15 protein-coding genes and 1 riboswitch are annotated in these 17903 nt (G+C 58.4%); of the genes, 10 read left to right on the top strand and 5 right to left on the bottom strand.

The genetic code is table 11. The annotated features are described in order from the left end of the window. Positions 1 to 170: 170 nt before the first annotated feature. The 4 genes from cobM (at position 171) to hypB (ending at position 3903) form a co-directional block, all read left to right on the top strand. Entirely contained in the window at positions 171 to 1049 is an 879-nt protein-coding gene (gene cobM, locus H6F59_RS04040; RefSeq protein ID WP_199325603.1) for a precorrin-4 C(11)-methyltransferase, read from the top strand. Positions 1050 to 1086: 37 nt separating this feature from the next. Then, positions 1087 to 1220, top strand: a riboswitch (guanidine-I (ykkC/yxkD leader). Positions 1221 to 1328: 108 nt separating this feature from the next. Continuing rightward, a complete protein-coding gene (locus H6F59_RS04035) occupies positions 1329 to 2525 on the top strand; it encodes an agmatinase family protein (protein WP_190521725.1) in 1197 nt (398 codons plus the stop codon). A gap of 136 nt (positions 2526 to 2661) precedes the next feature. After that, entirely contained in the window at positions 2662 to 3027 is a 366-nt protein-coding gene (gene hypA, locus H6F59_RS04030; protein WP_190695436.1) for a hydrogenase maturation nickel metallochaperone HypA, read from the top strand. Positions 3028 to 3201: 174 nt separating this feature from the next. Continuing rightward, the gene (gene hypB / locus H6F59_RS04025) at positions 3202 to 3903 is read left to right on the top strand and encodes a hydrogenase nickel incorporation protein HypB (RefSeq protein ID WP_190695433.1); all 702 of its coding nucleotides are present in this window, start codon (positions 3202 to 3204) and stop codon (positions 3901 to 3903) included. A 45-nt stretch (positions 3904 to 3948) separates the two neighbouring features. Here hypB and H6F59_RS04020 read toward each other — a convergent pair whose 3' ends face one another. Continuing rightward, on the bottom strand, positions 3949 to 4476 hold the full coding sequence (locus H6F59_RS04020; protein ID WP_190695430.1) for a 2TM domain-containing protein: 528 nt from the start codon (positions 4474 to 4476) through the stop codon (positions 3949 to 3951). 258 nt (positions 4477 to 4734) lie between these two features. On the opposite strand from H6F59_RS04020, the gene H6F59_RS04015 reads away from it, so the two are divergent. The 5 genes from H6F59_RS04015 (at position 4735) to H6F59_RS03995 (ending at position 11101) form a co-directional block, all read left to right on the top strand. Beyond that, positions 4735 to 5616, top strand: coding sequence for a DUF1838 family protein (locus H6F59_RS04015; RefSeq protein WP_190695427.1), 882 nt, complete (start codon positions 4735 to 4737; stop codon positions 5614 to 5616). Positions 5617 to 5722: 106 nt separating this feature from the next. Continuing rightward, positions 5723 to 6097, top strand: a complete 375-nt coding sequence (locus tag H6F59_RS04010) for a CU044_2847 family protein (RefSeq protein WP_190695424.1) — start codon at positions 5723 to 5725, stop codon at positions 6095 to 6097. Between the two features lie 353 nt (positions 6098 to 6450). After that, positions 6451 to 7125: a hypothetical protein gene (locus tag H6F59_RS04005; protein ID WP_190695421.1), complete on the top strand. Its 675-nt coding sequence runs from the start codon at positions 6451 to 6453 to the stop codon at positions 7123 to 7125. 121 nt (positions 7126 to 7246) lie between these two features. After that, positions 7247 to 10210 (top strand): glycerol-3-phosphate acyltransferase, encoded by a 2964-nt coding sequence (locus tag H6F59_RS04000; RefSeq protein WP_190697138.1) that lies wholly within the window; start codon positions 7247 to 7249, stop codon positions 10208 to 10210. A gap of 255 nt (positions 10211 to 10465) precedes the next feature. Then, on the top strand, positions 10466 to 11101 hold the full coding sequence (locus H6F59_RS03995) for a M23 family metallopeptidase (RefSeq protein ID WP_190695417.1): 636 nt from the start codon (positions 10466 to 10468) through the stop codon (positions 11099 to 11101). Here the strand turns inward: H6F59_RS03995 and H6F59_RS03990 are convergent. The 4 genes from H6F59_RS03990 to H6F59_RS03975 form a co-directional block, all read right to left on the bottom strand. Further along, positions 11075 to 11911, bottom strand: coding sequence for a M28 family peptidase (locus H6F59_RS03990; protein ID WP_190697135.1), 837 nt, complete (start codon positions 11909 to 11911; stop codon positions 11075 to 11077). The genes H6F59_RS03995 and H6F59_RS03990 overlap by 27 nt on opposite strands. Positions 11912 to 11929: 18 nt before the next feature. Next, a complete protein-coding gene (locus H6F59_RS03985; RefSeq protein ID WP_190695414.1) occupies positions 11930 to 12709 on the bottom strand; it encodes an SDR family oxidoreductase in 780 nt (259 codons plus the stop codon). 42 nt (positions 12710 to 12751) lie between these two features. Then, complete coding sequence (gene mnmG / locus H6F59_RS03980; RefSeq protein WP_190695410.1) at positions 12752 to 14674, bottom strand: tRNA uridine-5-carboxymethylaminomethyl(34) synthesis enzyme MnmG; 1923 nt, start codon at positions 14672 to 14674, stop codon at positions 12752 to 12754. A gap of 79 nt (positions 14675 to 14753) precedes the next feature. Further along, on the bottom strand, positions 14754 to 15965 hold the full coding sequence (locus H6F59_RS03975) for an aminotransferase class V-fold PLP-dependent enzyme (protein ID WP_190695407.1): 1212 nt from the start codon (positions 15963 to 15965) through the stop codon (positions 14754 to 14756). A gap of 362 nt (positions 15966 to 16327) precedes the next feature. On the opposite strand from H6F59_RS03975, the gene H6F59_RS03970 reads away from it, so the two are divergent. Beyond that, positions 16328 to 17902, top strand: coding sequence for a TM0106 family RecB-like putative nuclease (locus H6F59_RS03970; RefSeq protein ID WP_242021260.1), 1575 nt, complete (start codon positions 16328 to 16330; stop codon positions 17900 to 17902). Position 17903: the final 1 nt, after the last annotated feature.

The raw sequence follows: 17903 nt of genomic DNA, 5'->3' as shown, positions 1-17903 counted from the left end.
GACAAAAAGACCCCTGAGTTAGCTATCCTCAGGGGTCCGAATCAGGGTGCATCTACCGCTCCAATCTCCTAGAGCGATCGCTAAATCCCGGGGAAATACCTAGAGTTCACGGTTACTTGAAACAAAGTGGCTATGATCCAATGGCTGTGTGAATTGTTGACGTTTGCCCTATGGCTAGCCCTGTGACCTCCTCTAGAATCGAAGATTTTCCCGCCCATGCCCCTGCTGCAGGGGCGGCCCTAGCGCCGGGAGTGTACATCGTCGGGGCCGGGCCGGGCGACCCGGAGCTATTGACGGTTAAGGCCCAGCGACTGCTGAGCCAGGCAGATGTGATTCTCTACGCCAACTCTCTGGTGCCCCAGCAAATTTTAGAGTGGACCCGTCCCGACGCCGAGCGCATCGGCACTGCCACTATGACCCTAGAGAGTATTTTGCCGCTGATGGTAGAGCGAGTGCAGGCGGGAAAGTCGGTGATTCGACTGCAATCGGGCGATCCCAGCCTCTACAGCGCCATTCACGAGCAAATTCAGGCGCTGGCGGAAGCAGAGGTGCCCTTTGAGGTGGTGCCGGGCATTAGCGCCTACCAGGCGGCAGCGGCGAAGCTCAATGCCGAACTGACGATTCCGGGACTGGTACAGTCGATCATTCTCACCCGCATCAGCGGGCGCACCCAGGTGCCGGAAGCGGAAGATTTAGCTTCCCTAGCAGCCCACAAGACTAGTCTGTGCCTCTACCTCAGCGCTCGCCATGTGGAAGAATCTCAGGCACAACTTTTGCAGCACTACGAGTCAGATACCCCAGTGGCCATCTGCTTTCGCATCGGCTGGCCCGATGAGCAGCTTCTAGTGGTGCCCCTGTCAGAGATGGCCAAAACCACCCGCGAAAAAGACTTGATTCGCACCACGCTATATATAATTAGCCCAGCGCTGCGAGGGCAGAAGGTCAGGTCACGCCTTTACAACCCCGACCACACCCACCTATTTCGCCCCCGCCACGGCTCAGCGGCTCCTTCAGACGCTACCCAAGATGCTGTGTCGCCTCAGCCTTGACCCGAGCGAGTTCTGGGCTTAGAGTATCTGCATGAAAAATTTATGTCTCTAGGGTTCCGGTTTGGCTAATGGGTCAAACGCCTGGTCCGAGAGAGGCAGGTTGGTGATGGTCAAAGACCGGCCCCTAAAGGGCCATCGCTAACTACACGGCGGGACAAAAGCCCGGGAGAATTCTAGGAGTTGAACCATTCAACTTCCGTGGTTTTCCTGGGCTTTACTATACCCACCCTGGGAATCGCGTTTAGTGTAGTGCTCAGTGCAATCCTGCGAGGCGTTCCGATGACCACCGACCCATCCAATGATCCTGTATTTCAAAGCCCGAACGGCAACTCGACCGAGGCCCAGCGTGCCCTAGAGATGGAAGCCCGCCTACCCATGACGGGCTGGCAGCAGGAAGTTTCCCAGGGGCTAGAGTATGGCCTAGAGGCAGCGGCGAGCATTCGCGATCGCACCATTCCCACCTTCTCTCGCGGCGAGCTGCCCCACTACGCGGGCATCAACACCTTTCTGAAAGCACCCTACATAGAAGATGTGCGCCGTGTTGGGGAATTCGACGTGGCGATCGTCGGCATTCCCCACGACTCGGGCACCACCTACCGCCCCGGGACCCGCTTTGGCCCCCAGGGCATTCGCCGCATTTCAGCCCTCTATACCCCCTACAACTTTGAGATGGGGATTGACCTGCGCGAGAGTATCACCCTCTGCGACGTGGGCGATGTGTTTACCATTCCGGCCAACAACGAAAAATCCTTTGACCAGATTTCTAAGGGCGTGGCCCACGTGTTTGCCTCGGGGGCGTTCCCAATTTTGCTGGGGGGCGACCACTCTATTGGCTTCCCTACGGTGCGGGGCATCTGCCGCCACCTGGGCGATAAGAAAGTCGGCATCATCCACTTCGATCGCCACGTTGACACCCAGGAGACCGACCTGGATGAGCGCATGCACACCTGCCCCTGGTTCCACGCCACTAACATGGCCAATGCTCCAGCCAAAAACCTGGTGCAGATGGGTATTGGCGGCTGGCAGGTGCCCCGGCAGGGGGTGAAGGTGTGCCGCGAGCGAGCCACCAACATCCTCACCGTTACCGACATTACCGAAATGGGCCTCGACGCCGCTGCCGATTTTGCGATCGCCCGCGCCACCGACGGCACCGACTGCGTTTGGATTAGCTTCGACATCGACTGCATTGACGCGGGCTTTGTGCCCGGCACCGGCTGGCCCGAACCCGGTGGCCTGCTGCCCCGCGAAGCCCTCTACCTGCTCAAGCGCATTATTCAAGAGACCACCGTCTGCGGCATCGAAGTGGTGGAAGTCTCGCCCCCCTACGATGTCAGCGACATGACGGCACTAATGGCCACCCGCGTCATCTGCGACACCATGGCCCACCTGGTGAAGTCGGGTCAGCTGCCCCGTCGCGAGAAGCCGTCTTACATCCATGAGGAAGCGAACATGAGTGTGGATGAACCCTGGCAGTAAGTGAACTAGCTCTAGCGTCAAGAGTTCATTAGGTACGGAGGATGAGGTGGCGAGGATGGTGAGGTGAAAGAAAGCAGCCCTCCCCACCTCCTGACCTCCCCGTCTTCCTCATCTGCTCACTTTTTACTTTCCTGCCATGCATGAAACAGACATGACCAAGGCCCTGATTCTTACCGTGCGCGACTGGTGGGAGGTGCAGCCTGGGCAGCCCGCGATCGAAAAAGTTCACCTGACCGTGGGCAAATTCACCTGTGTGGAGCCGGTGGGCCTGCAGTTTGCCTTCGAGGTGCAGACCAAGGGCACCTTTCTAGACGGGGCCGAGCTGGTAATTAACGAAACGCCGCTGGTGGCCTTTTGTCACGACTGCCAGAGTGAATATCGGCCTGAAATTGGTTTGCAATACGCCTGCCCCACCTGCAAGGCGCCGATGGGCGATATTCGCTCGGGGCGCGAGCTAAAGATCGATCGGGTAGAGTATGCGGAGGCGATCGCCCAACCGTAGGGGGCATAGCGCTAAGGCGCGGCTTCGCCTACGCGCAGCAATGCACCGCCCAAAGTCTCGGCATAGAATACCGAGCCTCATCCAAAATTCTTTTATGCCCTCACCCCCAGCCCCTCTCCCAGAGGGCGAGGGGAGCCGGATATCCAAAATTCCCAATCCAAAGTTGTTCCCTCCATGCACCAAACCTTTGACGCTGCCCTTGGTATCGATCTGCTCCACGTCAACCAGGCGGGGGCCGACCATAACCGCGCTCACTTCGACGCCTGGGGCATCACCTGCATGAACATCATGAGCAGCCCAGGGGCAGGCAAGACCGCGCTGCTGGAACGCACCTTGGAAGGGCTGCACCAAAAGCTGGCGATCGCCGTCATCGAAGGCGACATGACCACCGAACTGGATGCCGATCGCCTGCGCCAGTACGGGGTGCCAGTAGTGGCGATTAATACGGGGCGATCGTGCCATCTGGACGCCAAGATGGTGGCCGGTGGCATTCACACTCTAGAGCACCAGTACGACCCGAATGCCCTCGATCTGGTGCTGGTCGAAAACGTGGGTAACCTGGTCTGCCCCGCCGAATTTGAGGTGGGCGAACACGCCAAAATCGCCCTGCTGAGCATTACTGAGGGAGAAGACAAGCCTCTCAAGTATCCGATCATGTTTCAAGAGGCCGACTGTTTGCTGATCACCAAGGTAGATTTGGCTCCCTACCTAGACGTGAACATCGAGCAGATCGCAGCCAACGTGCGGCAGATGAATCCCCACTGCACGATTATTTCCGTTTCGGCTAAGACCGGCGAAGGATTAGAAGAATGGTTTGGGTGGGTGCGATCGCGCGTTCAGGCGTCAACTTCCACCAAGAGCCATACCCACGCCTAAGCTGCCTCGCTGCGCGGCTGCAACCTAGAGATATCTAGCAGGCCGCTAGGACGGCCCCAGCAGTCGCCGCATGGCACCGCCAACCACCCGCTTCATCTGCTGCTTGCGCCGCCAGCGCTGAAATTCCTGGCGGTAGCCATACTCATTAGGGCGGTAGATACGCCAGGCATCCCAGCTGAGCTTAAGACCCCAGGGGGCAACTCCGAGATAAAGCAAAAACTTCACCAGCCCGCCCCAAAACCCAACGCCGCCGGTCAGCACCAAGAACAGCAGCAAGAAACCACCAAAAATGGCGAATTGAGACAGCCCATGGTGAAACCGTTGGCGGCGCTGGCTGTCGAATAGCCTTTGGTCGGCCAGCTCATACTTTTTGACATCCCATTCGCGCTCGGCGGCGGCTATGGTGTCGGCAGAGATGCCCAATTCATCGGCAATTTCTAGCAGCTGAGCGCGGGAAAGCTCACCTGACTCGGTTTGACGGGCGATCGCAATACTCAAAATCTGCTGAGCATCCTCAGCCAGGTATAAAAACTCACCATTGTTGGTGTAAGCATCCGTTGCCAAATCCGCCATCGTCACCCTCTCGGCCGAGACTCCCTTCTTTTATATAAACAAAAACTAAAGGGTTTGGTGGTCGGTTGCGGTACGGGAAACCTATTGTCACAGACTTAAGCGATCGCAGGTGGCTGGCTCGCATCAACAACCTTGACCAGGGTAATAGCCAAACCGCCTGATTTGATATGGTTGGAGATCTCTGCCTTGGGCTAAGCATACGGACCTATCAACCGGCATCAGCGGCCCATCAGTTGCCAGTCGTTGAGGAGAACGCTCATGCTGTCAAAATTGTTGGGAGTCATGATCGGGCCTTGGGCTGCCACCACTGGGTCTGGGGCAGCGATCGCCACCCCGCTCGACCTCAATCGCCCTGAGGATGCGCTTCAGGTATTCCGCAAGCTGCTTTGCTCAGTGGAAGACGGCAAAACCGTATATTTTGTCTGGCAAGGCAAGGTTTTTAGCCGCCGGCCCGGAGAAGCCGACTGCCATTTGTTTAATGTGCAAGGTGTAAGTACTCGCGCCTGCACTTCGCTAACGTCTGAAACCGGCGCTGCGGGCTTTCGGCAAGTCACCCGAGAAGTGATGATTTACCTCGACCCTGAAACCAATGCCCTGCTAAACACCTGGAAAAACCCTTGGACTGGGGAAACCACGACCGTATACCCGGTAGCCAATGATCTCGTTAACTCCTCCCCGTTTTGGGCCGACACCACTGGGCAACGCCTTCAGTTTCAAAGTTTTGGCGACACAGACTTCCTCTTCTTCACAGTGACATTGCCCTTGTTCTACGCCAATCCGTTAGGAGGGGAATATCAAGACTATGTTGGTGGCCATTACCATGCGATGGAAATGTTCACTTTTTCGGCTCGGCGATCGCAACTACTGGCCTCAGCAGATCAGGACATAGACGATATAGCTGTTAGCTGGAATCGCATATCTCCCTGGCTACCCTGGATGAGAATGGGAGGGCACCCCGGCGACCTCGTGGTGCATGCGGCCGGCACCCGTGTAGGCACGTGGCAACAGTTACCCGAGCCCCTGCGAAGCCAAATTGCAGATAACTTTGCTCTCTATCAAACCCCGCCCCCTCTAAACGACAATCGCCCGAACCAAACTACCTGGACTAACTTTCGCGACTTTTTAGACGGTCAGCCTTGAGCTGAGTGCTGCGCTGCCCAGAAAAATCACCCAGAGTTGGCAAGCAGCCTTGGATTTTGGGAATGCTAGCGATCGGATACGCATCTTAACCATCGGAGTGTGCACTATGACTCAACTGGTCCCCATCCGCTTAGAGGATGGCACCGAGATCTATATGGAAGCCACCGACGACGTGGTTGCTCCCGACTCGGCCCCAATCCTCGACTCCTCTGGCGAAACTACCCGCACCGCTAAGGGATGGAACAGCGCCAACCAAGCCGTTCAAATTCAGGCAGCTCAGAGCTTCAAGGCCATTGAAGGCACCATTCGCACCTACACCAGTCACACCATGAGCGCCTTCAAAGACATGGCCACCGCCAACGTCGAAAAAGTCACCCTAGAGTTTGGCCTTAAGGTCGGCGGAGAGGCAGGCGTTCCCTATGTTACTAAAGGCACCGCAGAGAGCAACTTGAAAATTACCGTAGAGTGCTCGTTCAACTAAACTGCCCCTAAAACTAGAAATCATCGTCACCCAGCCGGGTTTCGGCCAAAATAGCTAGCTTTTGTTGGCTACCCTGGCAGAAACCCGGTTTTTGTTGTGCCAATTCTGGGCCGATGTATAATGATCTGATGTATAGGTCCTAGGAATCACGGATTTTTTCTGCATCTTGTTTACCGTTAATGAGATGCAGCAGGCCGTAGTCAGGATATCTGGCAATTCCCACAGTAGATCGGTTACTAGATCGCTCTTGGGAAACCTACCACTGCGTTACCCTTCCCTTAGGCTGGGTTTGATCGTCTTTAAGACCGTTCCTGAAAATCTAACTAACACCACAACAACAAGGGAATGAGATCTTGCAGGGATTGACGAGGGAAAAACCTATCTTAATCACCTGTTGCGCTGCCGGTGGTGCGCTGTTTATTCTGACGCTGCTGGTCAAAACCGGCACAGGGACAACGCCGTCGCTGCCGCCACCCCCTCCCAGCGCAGAAAGTCTGAACGTTCAGACTGTACCGGTGCCGTCGCCACCCACTGCTGGCCAAGATTTACAGCAAGACCGCTTTGAGCGCGATCTAAACCGACAGCAAGATTTGGTGAACAGCTTACAGGACGAGCTGCGCGCCCAGGAGAATCTGGCCGATGACCTCAAGGCTCAGCTTGAGCGCCAGCAGGCCGAAACCGAAGCGGTGATGGAGCAACTCGACACCTACCAGACGGCGGTAGAGGAGATGACCTCTCAGCAGGTGCGGCTGATTGAGTCAATACCGCGCAGCAACGAGACTCAGACCATGCTGCTGTGGGGCATTTTGGGTCTGTTTATGCTGCTGGTCTTGGGGGGTGGCACGGCCTTTGCAGTTATTGCCCTGTGGCTCATGCACCTTCAACGGCGCAACCCGCAGCCTCCCCAGCCAATGATGTATCCGGTGCGCATGCCGCCCAACCCCTACTTTTATTACGAAAAGCAGCCCCTACCGCCGCCTGCCCAGCCGCAGCCCTACATACAGTACGACGTTAGGCCCTATGAATAGGGCTACGTCCCTGCAATGGCTCAGAGATACAGAGGGTTTAAGGTTCCCGGTGTAAGGTTTAAGGGGTAGTACAACGCCTTGGCCCTTTGCTGATGTCATCTAACCCGCAACGACAATGGCTATGACCCTTACCCAGGTTTGGGGTGCCTTTTTAATCTTCGTGCTGTCTCCGATAGCGGGTGGGTTGCCCCTCACGGGGTGGTCGACTCGGCTGATTTCGGGGAAACGGCTGCGGCGAGTGGGCACGGGCAATGTCGGCGTGTCGGCTGCTTTTTACCACGGTGGTAAAGTGGCGGGCATTGTGGCGGTCTTGCTAGAGGCGGCCAAGGGCATTGGGGTCGTGCTACTGGCGCGGCACTACTTCCCAGCAGACCCGGTGTGGGAACTTATTGCTCTGATTGGGCTAGTGATGGGTCGCTACTGGTTTGCCAAGGGAGCGGGCACCACCAACGTGGTGTGGGGCGTCGCGGCGTACGACTGGCCGACGGCACTGCTAACGTTTATCCTTAGCGGGCTGGGGTTTACTGTCTTTCGCGAGCGGCGGCAGGGTCGCCTGCTGTCGCTGGTGTTGCTACCGCTGATCACCGCTCTGCGCCACTCAGATGGAGAGCTGGTATTGGCGATGTCTTGCCTAAGCGGGCTGATCGCCTGGATTTATCAAAAGCTACCTGACGATCTCGATTTGCCTGACGATGAAGGACGATTGGAGTCTCGCACCATGTTTCGGTTTTTTCGCGGCGATCGCGCCCTTGTTGCCCTCGATCGCGCCCTTGACCCCACCAAGTTTGGCCACAAAGCGGCCACCTTGGGCCAGCTAACAGCCTGGGGTTACCCGGTGCCACGCGGCTATGTGCTGCCCGCCGGGGATGATCCGACTGCGCTACTGGCGATCGCGGAGCCCTCCCCCACCCAGCCCCTCGCCGTCCGCTCCTCGGCCCAGGACGAAGACACGGGCACGGCCTCGGCGGCGGGAGTGTATGAATCATTTTTGAATATCACTGACCAGGAGGCGCTGGCGGCGGCGATCGTGCGGGTGTTCTCGTCCTATAGCGCACCTCAAGCCAAGGCCTATCGGCAGAGCAAGGGTTTACCCGAGCAGGGGCTGGCGGTAATCGTGCAGCAGCAGGTGCAGGGGCAATTTTCGGGAGTGGCCTTTAGCCGTGACCCCATTGCCCGCTGCGGCGATGCGGTGGTGATCGAAGCGCTGCCCGGTGGGGCCGACCAGGTGGTGGGAGGTCAGGTGACGCCCGAACAGTATCGGGTGCTGGTGCAGCCCGACGATGTGCCTCCCCTAGCGGCGATCGCCGAGGCCGATTGGCAGCTCTCCGACGCGCTGACGCTGACGGTTGAGGGCCAGGGCCAGACCCCCTCGCGGCTGCTTCAGCAGGTGGCTTACCTAGCCCGCCACCTGGAGAGCCGCTACCAGGGCGTTCCCCAAGACATTGAGTGGAGTTTTGATGGGGAAACGCTGTGGCTGTTGCAGAGTCGCCCGATTACTACTCTGCAACCGCTATGGACGCGCAAGATCGCCGCCGAGGTGATCCCCGGCACGATTCGCCCGCTGACCTGGTCGATTAATCGGCCTTTGACCTGCGGCGTGTGGGGCGAGATTTTTACGGTGGTGCTGGGCGATCGCGCCCGTGGGCTCGACTTCGAGGCCACCGCTACGCTGCACCACGCCCACGCCTACTTCAACGCCACCCTGCTGGGGGACATCTTTCGCCGCATGGGTCTGCCCGCCGAAAGCCTAGAGTTTTTAACGCGCGGAGCTAAGTTTAGCCGCCCTCCCCTCGGCTCTACGCTGCGAAATATGCCTGGTCTGGTGCGCCTGCTGCGCCGTGAACTCAAGCTAGAGCAGCAGTTTGCCCAGGAGAATCGCGATCGCTTCGCCCCAGCCCTGCAAGCCTTAGCCGAGACGCCCAGGGATGCCCTCACGCCCCAGGAATTGCTCGACCGAGTAGACACCATTCTCGCCCTGCTGAAGCGGGTCACTTACTACAACATCCTCGGTCCGCTTAGCTTTGCCCTGCGCCGCGCCCTGCTCAAGGTGCCGGAAGAAAGCCTCAACCCGATGCAAAATGACGAGATTGCGGCTTTGGAAGCGTTGCGGGCGATCGCCCAAGACATTCGCCAGACGCTCTCGAAGCCCGAGCTGGCCCGCATTACCGACAGCTCGTCGCTGATGACGGCCTTGGCCGAAAGCACCGACGGCGAATCGTTGCTCAAGGCTATGGGGCAGTTTATTGAGCAATACGGCTACCTCAGCCCCGTGGGAACCGACATTGCCGTGGCTACCTGGCAAGAAAGCCCTGGCCCAGTGCGTGAACTGCTAGCCCAGTTCGTACGGCAGCCGCCACCTCCCAAATCTGCTGCCTCCCAAGGCAAAGCCACCACCGTCCAACGCCGCCTAGATCTAAAGGGGCAGGTGAACACCCTCTACAACCGGCTGCTGGCCGAGCTGCGCTGGAGCATTCTGGCCCTGGCCACCCAGTGGCAAACGCAGGGGTATTTGCAGGAGCGGGACGACATTTTCTTGCTCACCCTGGAGGAAATTCAGGAGCTGGTGGGGAATGGAACGCCCGACTGGAGAGCGGTGCAGGAGTGGGTTGGCGATCGCAAAGCCCAGTACGAGCGAGACAAGAAAATGCCCGCCGTGCCCTACTTAGTGTTTGGCAACGAGCCCCCCAGCCGCCAGCTTCCTCTTATGCCGACTGCTACCGTGCAGCAAAAGCTCACTGGCATTGGCGCCAGTGCTGGCACCGTTGCGGGTCCAGTGCTGGTAGTCACCCAGCTTGAAGCCGTAGCTGCCGCCAATGGCCCCTTCATTCTGGTGGTGCCCTACACCGATGCCGGCTGGGCACCCCTGCTGGCCCGCGCCCAGGGATTGATTGCCGAGGTGGGGGGTCGTCTCTCCCATGGGGCAATCATCGCCCGCGAGTACGGCATCCCCGCCGTTATGGACGTAACCAACGCCACCCAACGGCTGCACACCGGCCAGTGGGTACGAATAAATGGCGAAACCGGCATTGTAGAGGTGCTAGAACCGCCCACAAACAGTCTGGCCTTGGAAGCTGGCAACGAATAGAGCAACGGATTGAGCTCAACTCAGTACTCCACAACCCTAATTCAACCCAAGGGAGGTCTGTATGCGCAAACAGCGTTTGCCTTGTTCAATTAAGAGCTGAGCAACAAAGTTCGCCCCTAGCTTGGCCTATAGAGTCGCGTCCCACTAAACCCTCCGGTGACCCTGGAGAAAAAGCTTGGCAATTTAGTGCATTTGCACTATTCTTATGAATGCAATTGTACTATTGCAGGCCCCAGCAACTCGGTTTTTGCAGCTATGGATGGTCGTTTTGACAGGGCGCAAGCTTTGGGTTGGATTGTTGCGCTTAGCGTTGGCATTGGCACGATGACAGAACTCACTCAATCAACTCCCCAAGTAATTGCCGAAGAACAGATCGCCGCTGAGGCAGCCCCTGCTAACCCATGGCTGGGATCATCTTTTCCCCTAGAAAATTTTTCGCGCTACACGTCACCCTTTGGCTACCGGCAACATCCTATGGGTGGGCACCGCTTTCACTACGGGCTAGACCTGGCCGCTCCCATGGGCAGCTATATTCGCAGCTGGTGGGAGGGCAAAGTAGTCGAAGTACACGACCACACCGCCTGCGGCACCGCCGCTATCATTCAGTCCGGCTCGTGGACTCACATCTACTGCCATATGCAGGGCAGCATTGTGATTGAAAAAGAAGGCGGCCGGGTATTAGTCGATCGCGACGGCGGCATCGAGATTCGCCAGGGGCAAATGGTGACCGCAGGCCAGCGCATTGGTCGCGTGGGCATGACCGGCAGCACTACTGGCCCACACCTGCACTGGGGTCTCAAGTATGACGGAGCTTGGGTTGACCCAGCTCTGGTGCTCAAGGCAACTTTTGACTACCAGCAAGCCTCACAAACGGCGCAGGCCATAAATTAACCCCTGACAAACCTGGGTGAGAAAATCTAGATCCAGCGTCTCCAACGTATCGGTAGGCTGGTGGTAATGGGGGTTGCGCAGGTATGCGGTGTCGGTGACCAAAATAGCCGGGTAGCCCAAGTCCCAAAAGGGGACATGGTCGCTGCGTCGGGTGTCGGGCACAGCCTTTCCCTGGTTCACAACGGGTAGCCACTGGCTACGCAACCCGGCGGCACGAAAACCCCACCACAGCCTCATCATGGTTGGAATGCTTTGCCATGGGCCGATCTGGGCGATGTAGTTGCCCTGGTTAGGGTAGATGCGCTCTAACCCAGGTGGATAGTTCTGGGAGTGGGACTGGTGGCAGCTGTAGCCCAGCATTTCAAGAGATAACATGAGTCCCAGAGGTTCACCGTGCTGATGTAAGGCTGCGGCATAGTGGCGGCTACCCACAAAGCCTAATTCCTCTAGGTCAAAGGCTACTAGGCGTAGGGAAGACTTGCCTGGCTGCTCGGCAAAGGCGCGGGCTAGCTCCAGCAGTACTGCGACTCCAGTGGCATTGTCATCGGCTCCGGGAGAGCCGGGCACTGAGTCGTAGTGAGCCCCAACTAGAATAGGCGGACGACGAGGATCGCGCCCCGGCAGGTTTAAGACCCAGTTGGTGTGCTGTTGACCTCGATGCTCGAAGGTGTGACCGGTGAAATGGCCCCAGCGGGAGAACTCCTGCTGGATGTATTGCTGCACAAAAAAGTGGTTGGCAGAGGCAAAGTAGGGGTTGCGATCGCCCACCACCTGCTGCAAGTGCGCCTCCAAGCGCGATCGCAAATCCATATCGGGCAAGGGTTTCACCTAGGCAGGCTTTTGCAGGCCCTTAGTGACGTCGGCCAAATTTTTGCGGGGTAGTAGTCGGGTTACCAGCGAAATCATTTTGTTACTCGTACCGTGGACAGCAATGCGCTGGCCTTTTTCCATGGCTGTGTAGGCGTAGGCGGCGACTGCCGCTGAAGTAGGCAAGGTTTTGCTCGCAAATAGCTTGGCGTCCTTAATCTCAGCCCGTGTCTGAAACTCGGACTGAGTGGGGCCAGGGCAGAGGGTGGTAGCGGTGACGCCAGTACCCTCGAGTTCAGTGGCGATCGCATCGGTAAACGACAGCACGTAGGCCTTGCTGGCGTAATACACCGCCATATACGGCCCCGGCAAAAACGCTGCCGTAGAGGCCACATTGAGAATGCGGCCCTGGCCCTGGGCAATCATGGCAGGCAGATACAGTCGCGTCAGGTGGGTCAGCGCCACAATGTTGAGCTGAAGCATGGCGTTTTGCTTGTCCCAATCGGCCTCAGCAAAAGCGGTCAGCGCCCCAAACCCGGCGTTGTTCACCAAAGCGTAGGGGGTGACACCCTTAAACTGAGTCCAGTCATAGAACTGATGGCGGGTATTGGCATCGGTGAGGTCACCCCGGTAGGTGAGCACCTGCACACCGTGAGCCTGTTGTAGCTCATCCTTAAGCTTTAGCAGGGGTTCTTCCCGACGGGCAACCAGCACCAGGTCGTGGTTATGGACCGCGCACACTTTAGCCAGTTCATAGCCAATGCCGCTAGAAGCTCCGGTGATCAGAATTGGCTTGGCCATGGTTTGCCCCCAGAGAGTCAGCTAGAGAGAATCGGCTTGATTCTAACGAATTGCCGCCGGGGCCGCCTGACCACGCCGCGACTGAATCTCTAGGTACACTAGCAGGGCGTTGACGTCGGCGGGGTTAACGCCGCCAATGCGCGAGGCCTGACCAATGGTTAGCGGTTTGACCTGATTCAGCTTTTCGCGCGCCTCTTTTGAAAGGGTGTCGATCGCCATATAGTCAAGGGATTCGGGCAGCTTACGGTTAGTGCTCTTGGCCACCTGGTCGATCTGGTTTTGCTGCCGCTGGATGTATCCCGAATACTTGATGTCGATCTCGGCCCCCTCTTTTTCTTCGCGAATCAGAGACGGGTTGCCAAGGCCGTAGCGATCTAGGTCACCGTAGTGCAGCCCCGGACGGCGCAGTAGGTCAGCCAAGGTAATGGAGCCTTTGATGCGCTGGTCAGTATCCGCCGCAATTTGCTGGCCCAGCTCATCGTGCTCTTTGACCCGAGTTTCGTGCAGGCGCTCTTTTTCGGCGGCAATGTTGTCGTACTTGCGGGTAAAGATCTCCCAGCGGCGATCGTCAATCAGCCCAATCTCGCGACCCAAGGGGGTCAGGCGCTGGTCGGCATTGTCCGATCGCAGCAGCAGCCGATATTCTGAGCGCGACGTCAGCATGCGGTAGGGTTCCCGTAGATCCTTGGTGCATAGGTCGTCGAGCAACGTGCCAATATAGCTCTGCTCGCGGGAGAACACCAGCAGCTCTTGTCCCCGCACCAGCCGCGCCGCGTTGAGCCCGGCCACAAAGCCTTGGGCAGCAGCCTCTTCATAGCCGGTGGTGCCATTTACCTGACCGGCGCAGAAAAGCCCCTCAACCCGCTTGGTCATCATGGTGGGGTAGCACTGGGTGGCGGGCAGGTAGTCATACTCCACGGCGTAGGCGGGGCGCAGCATGGCGCATTGCTCCAGGCCCGGCAGGGTGCGCAGCATGGCCAGCTGAAGTTTCTCGGGCAGGCCGGTCGAAAAGCCCTGCACATAGATTTCGGGAATGTCGCGGCCCTCGGGCTCCAGAAAAATTTGGTGGCTCTCTTTGTCGGCAAAGCGCACAATTTTGTCTTCGATGCTGGGGCAGTAGCGAGGCCCTTTCGAATCGACCCAGCCGCCATAGATCGGCGACAGGTGCAGGTTTTCTTGAATGAGCCGGTGGGTGGCGGCAGTGGTGCGGGTGAGGTGGCAGGGCATTTGCTCGCGCTCAACCCAGGCCTCGGGGTCAAAGCTAAACCAGCGCACGTCGTCATCGCCGGGCTGGGGTTCGAGCACATCGAAGTTGATCGAGCGGCGATCGACCCGCGCTGGGGTGCCAGTTTTGAGCCGTCCAGTTTCAAACCCGAGGCGGTTGAGAGTGTCAGTCAGGCCGGTGGCAGCAAATTCTCCGGCCCGGCCTGCTGCCATCGATTTGTCACCGATCCAGATCGTGCCGCCCAAAAAGGTGCCGGTAGTGAGAATAACAGCCTTGCATTTGAAGGCCACACCAAAGTAGGTTTCGACCCCCACCACCTCGTCGTTGGGACCGAGCACCAGATCCGTCACCATGCCCTCGCGAATCACTAGGTTCTCCTGGTTTTCGACGATGGTTTTCATCACGTTGGCATATTCGCGCTTATCGGTCTGGGCCCGAAGCGCCCACACGGCAGGGCCACGGGAGCTATTGAGTACGCGCTTTTGCAGGTAGGTGCGATCGGCCATTTTGCCAATTTCGCCCCCTAAAGCATCGACTTCGTGGGTGAGCTGCGATTTGGCCGGGCCGCCCACGGCGGGGTTGCAGGGCTGCCAGGCAATTTTGTCGAGGTTGAGGGTAATCATCAGCGTGCGACAGCCCAGGCGCGCCGAGGCTAAGGCCGCCTCACAGCCCGAGTGGCCACCACCAACGACGACCACATCATATTCATCGAGAAAGTCGGCGACACCTGGGGCAATCATGCAGTCTGGACAAAATAGTACTCACGGACTTCTAGTTTAGCGGGTTGCCAGTGGGTCTCTGGCCAGTGGATTTCTGAATCTATGTCAGGTCTGAGAGGATGCTTTTAATAGCAGCGACCAAGTCATCTATTTCTGACTCCAGCGTGAGGTAGTGGGTGCAGGCGCGGACGCAGTTGGGCGCTTGTAGAGTTCGGAGAAAGACATTCTGGCCCTCCAGCTCGTCCACCAGCCGCTTGTGCCAGGCTGGGGAAGGTTCGCCATTTTCTAAAACCCAAAAGGAAACTAGGCCAGAATCCGGTGGAGTTTGCCGCACCGGGCGAAGGTAGGGCAGCTCTTGCAGCTGCGACCACAGCCGCTGGCTGAGTTCCACCAGACGTTGGTAGCGTTGGGCTGCGGTGCCCCACTCGGCCTGATGGGCGATCGCCGCCCTTACCCCCGCCAGCAGCGGATAGTTTGAGGTCGCCACCTCGTAGCGCTGCCCGTTGGGCTTCCAGCCGGTGGGGTTGGCGGCAGCATCGGTAGTAATGCCGCGCCAGCCAATAAATGTGGGAGCAATCTGCGCCATCGCCTCTGGGCGCACGTAGAGCCCGCCTAGGCCAGCGGGGCCGCACCACCACTTGTGAGCGGTAAAGGCGTAAAAATCGACCCCCAACGCGGGCAGATCCAGCGGCAGAGCACCGACAGACTGGGCCGCATCCACCAGCACTAGCACCGGGTCGGGGCGATCGCGGCAGACTTCAACGATGCGCTCCAGGGGCAAGACCTGGCCGGTATTCCACAAAATATGGCTAATTACCAGCAGCCGGGTGTTGGGTTGCAGGTGATCAGCCACGACGGCGACTGGGTCATCGCCGTTCACGGTTTCGAGTAGGGGGCACAGGCTGTAGGTGACGCCGAAGCGGCGGCAAATTTCCTGTACGGCGGCGATCACGCCGGGGTGCTCGCAGTCTGACAGCAACATGTGATCCCCGGCATTCCAAGCGATGCCCCAGAGGGGAATGTTGCAGCCGACGGTGACATCTTCGGTAAGGGTAATGGTGTCGGCAGTGGTGCCGAGTTCAGCGGCGATCGCCACCCGGGTTTGGGCTGCCTCGGCCATGATCCACTGGTTGGTTGCCCCCGAAAATGGCCCCATTTCCTGGATCCGCTGATGGGCTTGAAAAATAGCGTCTAGGGTAGCTTGGGCCATCGGCCCCTGCCCGCCATAGTTAAAGTACTGCTTACCCCTCAGGGCCGGGAACTGCTGGCGGTGGAGAGCTAGGCGATCGAGCACAGCGGCAGAAGAATCCATCACGGTTAGGGGATTAAAGGCATCTTTTCAACCCTATACCACCCAGCCCAACCCTGGGGGCAGCCTCAGTCCATTCCCAAGCGACCTAAACCGTGCCCCGCTTCCCCGGAAGCCGCTGTAGGGTATAACATGCTTAGAATAAGAAACCGTGGGATTGAGCCCAACCCAGTGGTCAGCTATGGGAAGTGATTGGCAGCAGTGGAGCGATAATACTCAGCAATGGCTGTCGCAGCACTGTGGCGTGGCCATGCCCGTTGGCACTCTAAGCGGTTCTGCTGCAGCTTTGGTGCATCCGCAACAGCAGCCCCTTTCTTTGTTCTCTAACACCTGCTCTATAACTCGCTTTGTCTGCTAGCCACCCCTTGCCACTGCGTTCAAGTTCAGGGGGTGGCTCGCAAAGCCCCCTGAGCCTTCCCGCTGAGACGACAACGCCTAAACCCCTCATTCAATGGCTCACCGACGATGTGCTGTTTCACTACCAGCGCTGTAGTCGGCGGGCATTTTTAGATCTGTATGGCGATCGCACCCAGCAAACCTTCCCCTCTGACTACCTGCTCAAGCTGCGCCAAGACAGCTTCTCTCACCGTGAGCGAGTGCTCGAAGATTACTATCCTCTCTACCGGCCCGAGTTTCCATCGGGCGACTGGGCCGCTGGGGCAAAAGCCACTTTAGATTTGATGGCTGAAGGCGTTGAGGCCATTCGCCAGGGGGTGTTGGCCGCCCCCTCGGCGGTGGATGGGGTGCAATTGGTGAGCCAGCCCGACCTGCTGATCAAGCGGCCCGGCTGGTCGTGCTGGGGCGATTGGGTCTATGTGCCGATAGATATTAAGTTGGGCAAAAAGCCAAAGCTCGACTACCAGGTGGTCGCGGCCTACCATGCCTATGTGCTCTCGCGGGTACAGGGGGTGTGGCCTGACACCAGTTGCCTATCCCTGCGCGGTGGGCAAACCTACCACATCGACCTGGCGCGGCTGGTACCTAAGCTGCAAATGGTGCTCAACGACTGCCTTAGAGACCTGCGCAGTACAGCTACGCCTGAGCTGTTTATCTCCCACAGCCGCTGCGATCTCTGCCACTGGTTCAACCATTGCTACACCGAGGCCAGAGCAACCCGCCATCTATCGCTGCTGCCGGGGGTCACCCCTGCCCGCTACGAATTGCTGAAGCAGCATCACCTCACGACCGTTGCCGCCCTGGCCCTGGCCAGTCCTGCCCACCTTGCTCCCCTGCCCGGCTTTGGTGAACAAGTAGCCGAAAAGTTGGTTCACCAAGCCCTGGCCCTAATCGACAATCGCGCTATTCCGCGCAGCGCCCCCCACGCTCCCCATGGGTTCCCGCTGTGGCCCGAGGATCTACCCGAAGGCGAAGTCGAGCTGTACTTTGATATCGAAGCCGCTCCCGATCAGAACCTGATCTATCTCCACGGGGTACTGGTGGTTAACCACCGTACGGGCGACACTAACTTCCACGCCCTGCTAGCCGAAAACCAGCATCAGGAGCGCCGCGCCTGGAACGATTTTCTCGATTTGGTGCACACCTATCCCTACGCGCCGATCTACCACTTCTGTCCTTACGAGGCCCAGGCAGTTCGCAAGCTGGGGCAGCTCTACGGCACTCCCCACCGCCGCATTGAGGCGCTGCTCGATCGCTTCTTTGACATTCACAAGTGCATCACCGATGGCGTCACTCTGCCCATCGAGAGCTATGCCCTCAAGCACATTGCCCGCTGGATGGGCTTTGACTGGCGCGACGAGGGAGCCAACGGAGCCCAGTCAATTTGCTGGTACAACGCCTGGACCGAAACCGGCGATCGCACCTACTTGGATGCGATCCTGCGCTACAACGAAGACGACTGCCGGGCCACCTACCACATCAAAGACTGGCTAGTCAAATTCGCCGAACCCTACTGGGATCAGCTCTATCAAACCATCGGCTAAG

It is taken from the genome of Nodosilinea sp. FACHB-141, from assembly GCF_014696135.1.
Lineage (GTDB): Bacteria > Cyanobacteriota > Cyanobacteriia > Phormidesmidales > Phormidesmidaceae > Nodosilinea.
Note: the sequence above shows the minus strand (reverse complement) of the source record. Positions and strands in the feature narration are given on the sequence as shown.

Excerpts from the sequence above, each read along its gene's own strand:
- cobM (WP_199325603.1), top strand. The coding sequence starts at position 171 with ATGGCTAGCCCTGTGACCTCCTCTAGAATCGAAGATTTTCCCGCCCAT.
- H6F59_RS04035 (WP_190521725.1), top strand. The coding sequence starts at position 1,329 with ATGACCACCGACCCATCCAATGATCCTGTATTTCAAAGCCCGAACGGC.
- hypA (WP_190695436.1), top strand. The coding sequence starts at position 2,662 with ATGCATGAAACAGACATGACCAAGGCCCTGATTCTTACCGTGCGCGAC.
- hypB (WP_190695433.1), top strand. The coding sequence starts at position 3,202 with ATGCACCAAACCTTTGACGCTGCCCTTGGTATCGATCTGCTCCACGTC.
- H6F59_RS04020 (WP_190695430.1), bottom strand. The coding sequence starts at position 4,476 with ATGGCGGATTTGGCAACGGATGCTTACACCAACAATGGTGAGTTTTTA.
- H6F59_RS04015 (WP_190695427.1), top strand. The coding sequence starts at position 4,735 with ATGCTGTCAAAATTGTTGGGAGTCATGATCGGGCCTTGGGCTGCCACC.
- H6F59_RS04010 (WP_190695424.1), top strand. The coding sequence starts at position 5,723 with ATGACTCAACTGGTCCCCATCCGCTTAGAGGATGGCACCGAGATCTAT.
- H6F59_RS04000 (WP_190697138.1), top strand. The coding sequence starts at position 7,247 with ATGACCCTTACCCAGGTTTGGGGTGCCTTTTTAATCTTCGTGCTGTCT.
- H6F59_RS03995 (WP_190695417.1), top strand. The coding sequence starts at position 10,466 with ATGGATGGTCGTTTTGACAGGGCGCAAGCTTTGGGTTGGATTGTTGCG.
- H6F59_RS03990 (WP_190697135.1), bottom strand. The coding sequence starts at position 11,911 with ATGGATTTGCGATCGCGCTTGGAGGCGCACTTGCAGCAGGTGGTGGGC.
- H6F59_RS03985 (WP_190695414.1), bottom strand. The coding sequence starts at position 12,709 with ATGGCCAAGCCAATTCTGATCACCGGAGCTTCTAGCGGCATTGGCTAT.
- mnmG (WP_190695410.1), bottom strand. The coding sequence starts at position 14,674 with ATGATTGCCCCAGGTGTCGCCGACTTTCTCGATGAATATGATGTGGTC.
- H6F59_RS03975 (WP_190695407.1), bottom strand. The coding sequence starts at position 15,965 with ATGGATTCTTCTGCCGCTGTGCTCGATCGCCTAGCTCTCCACCGCCAG.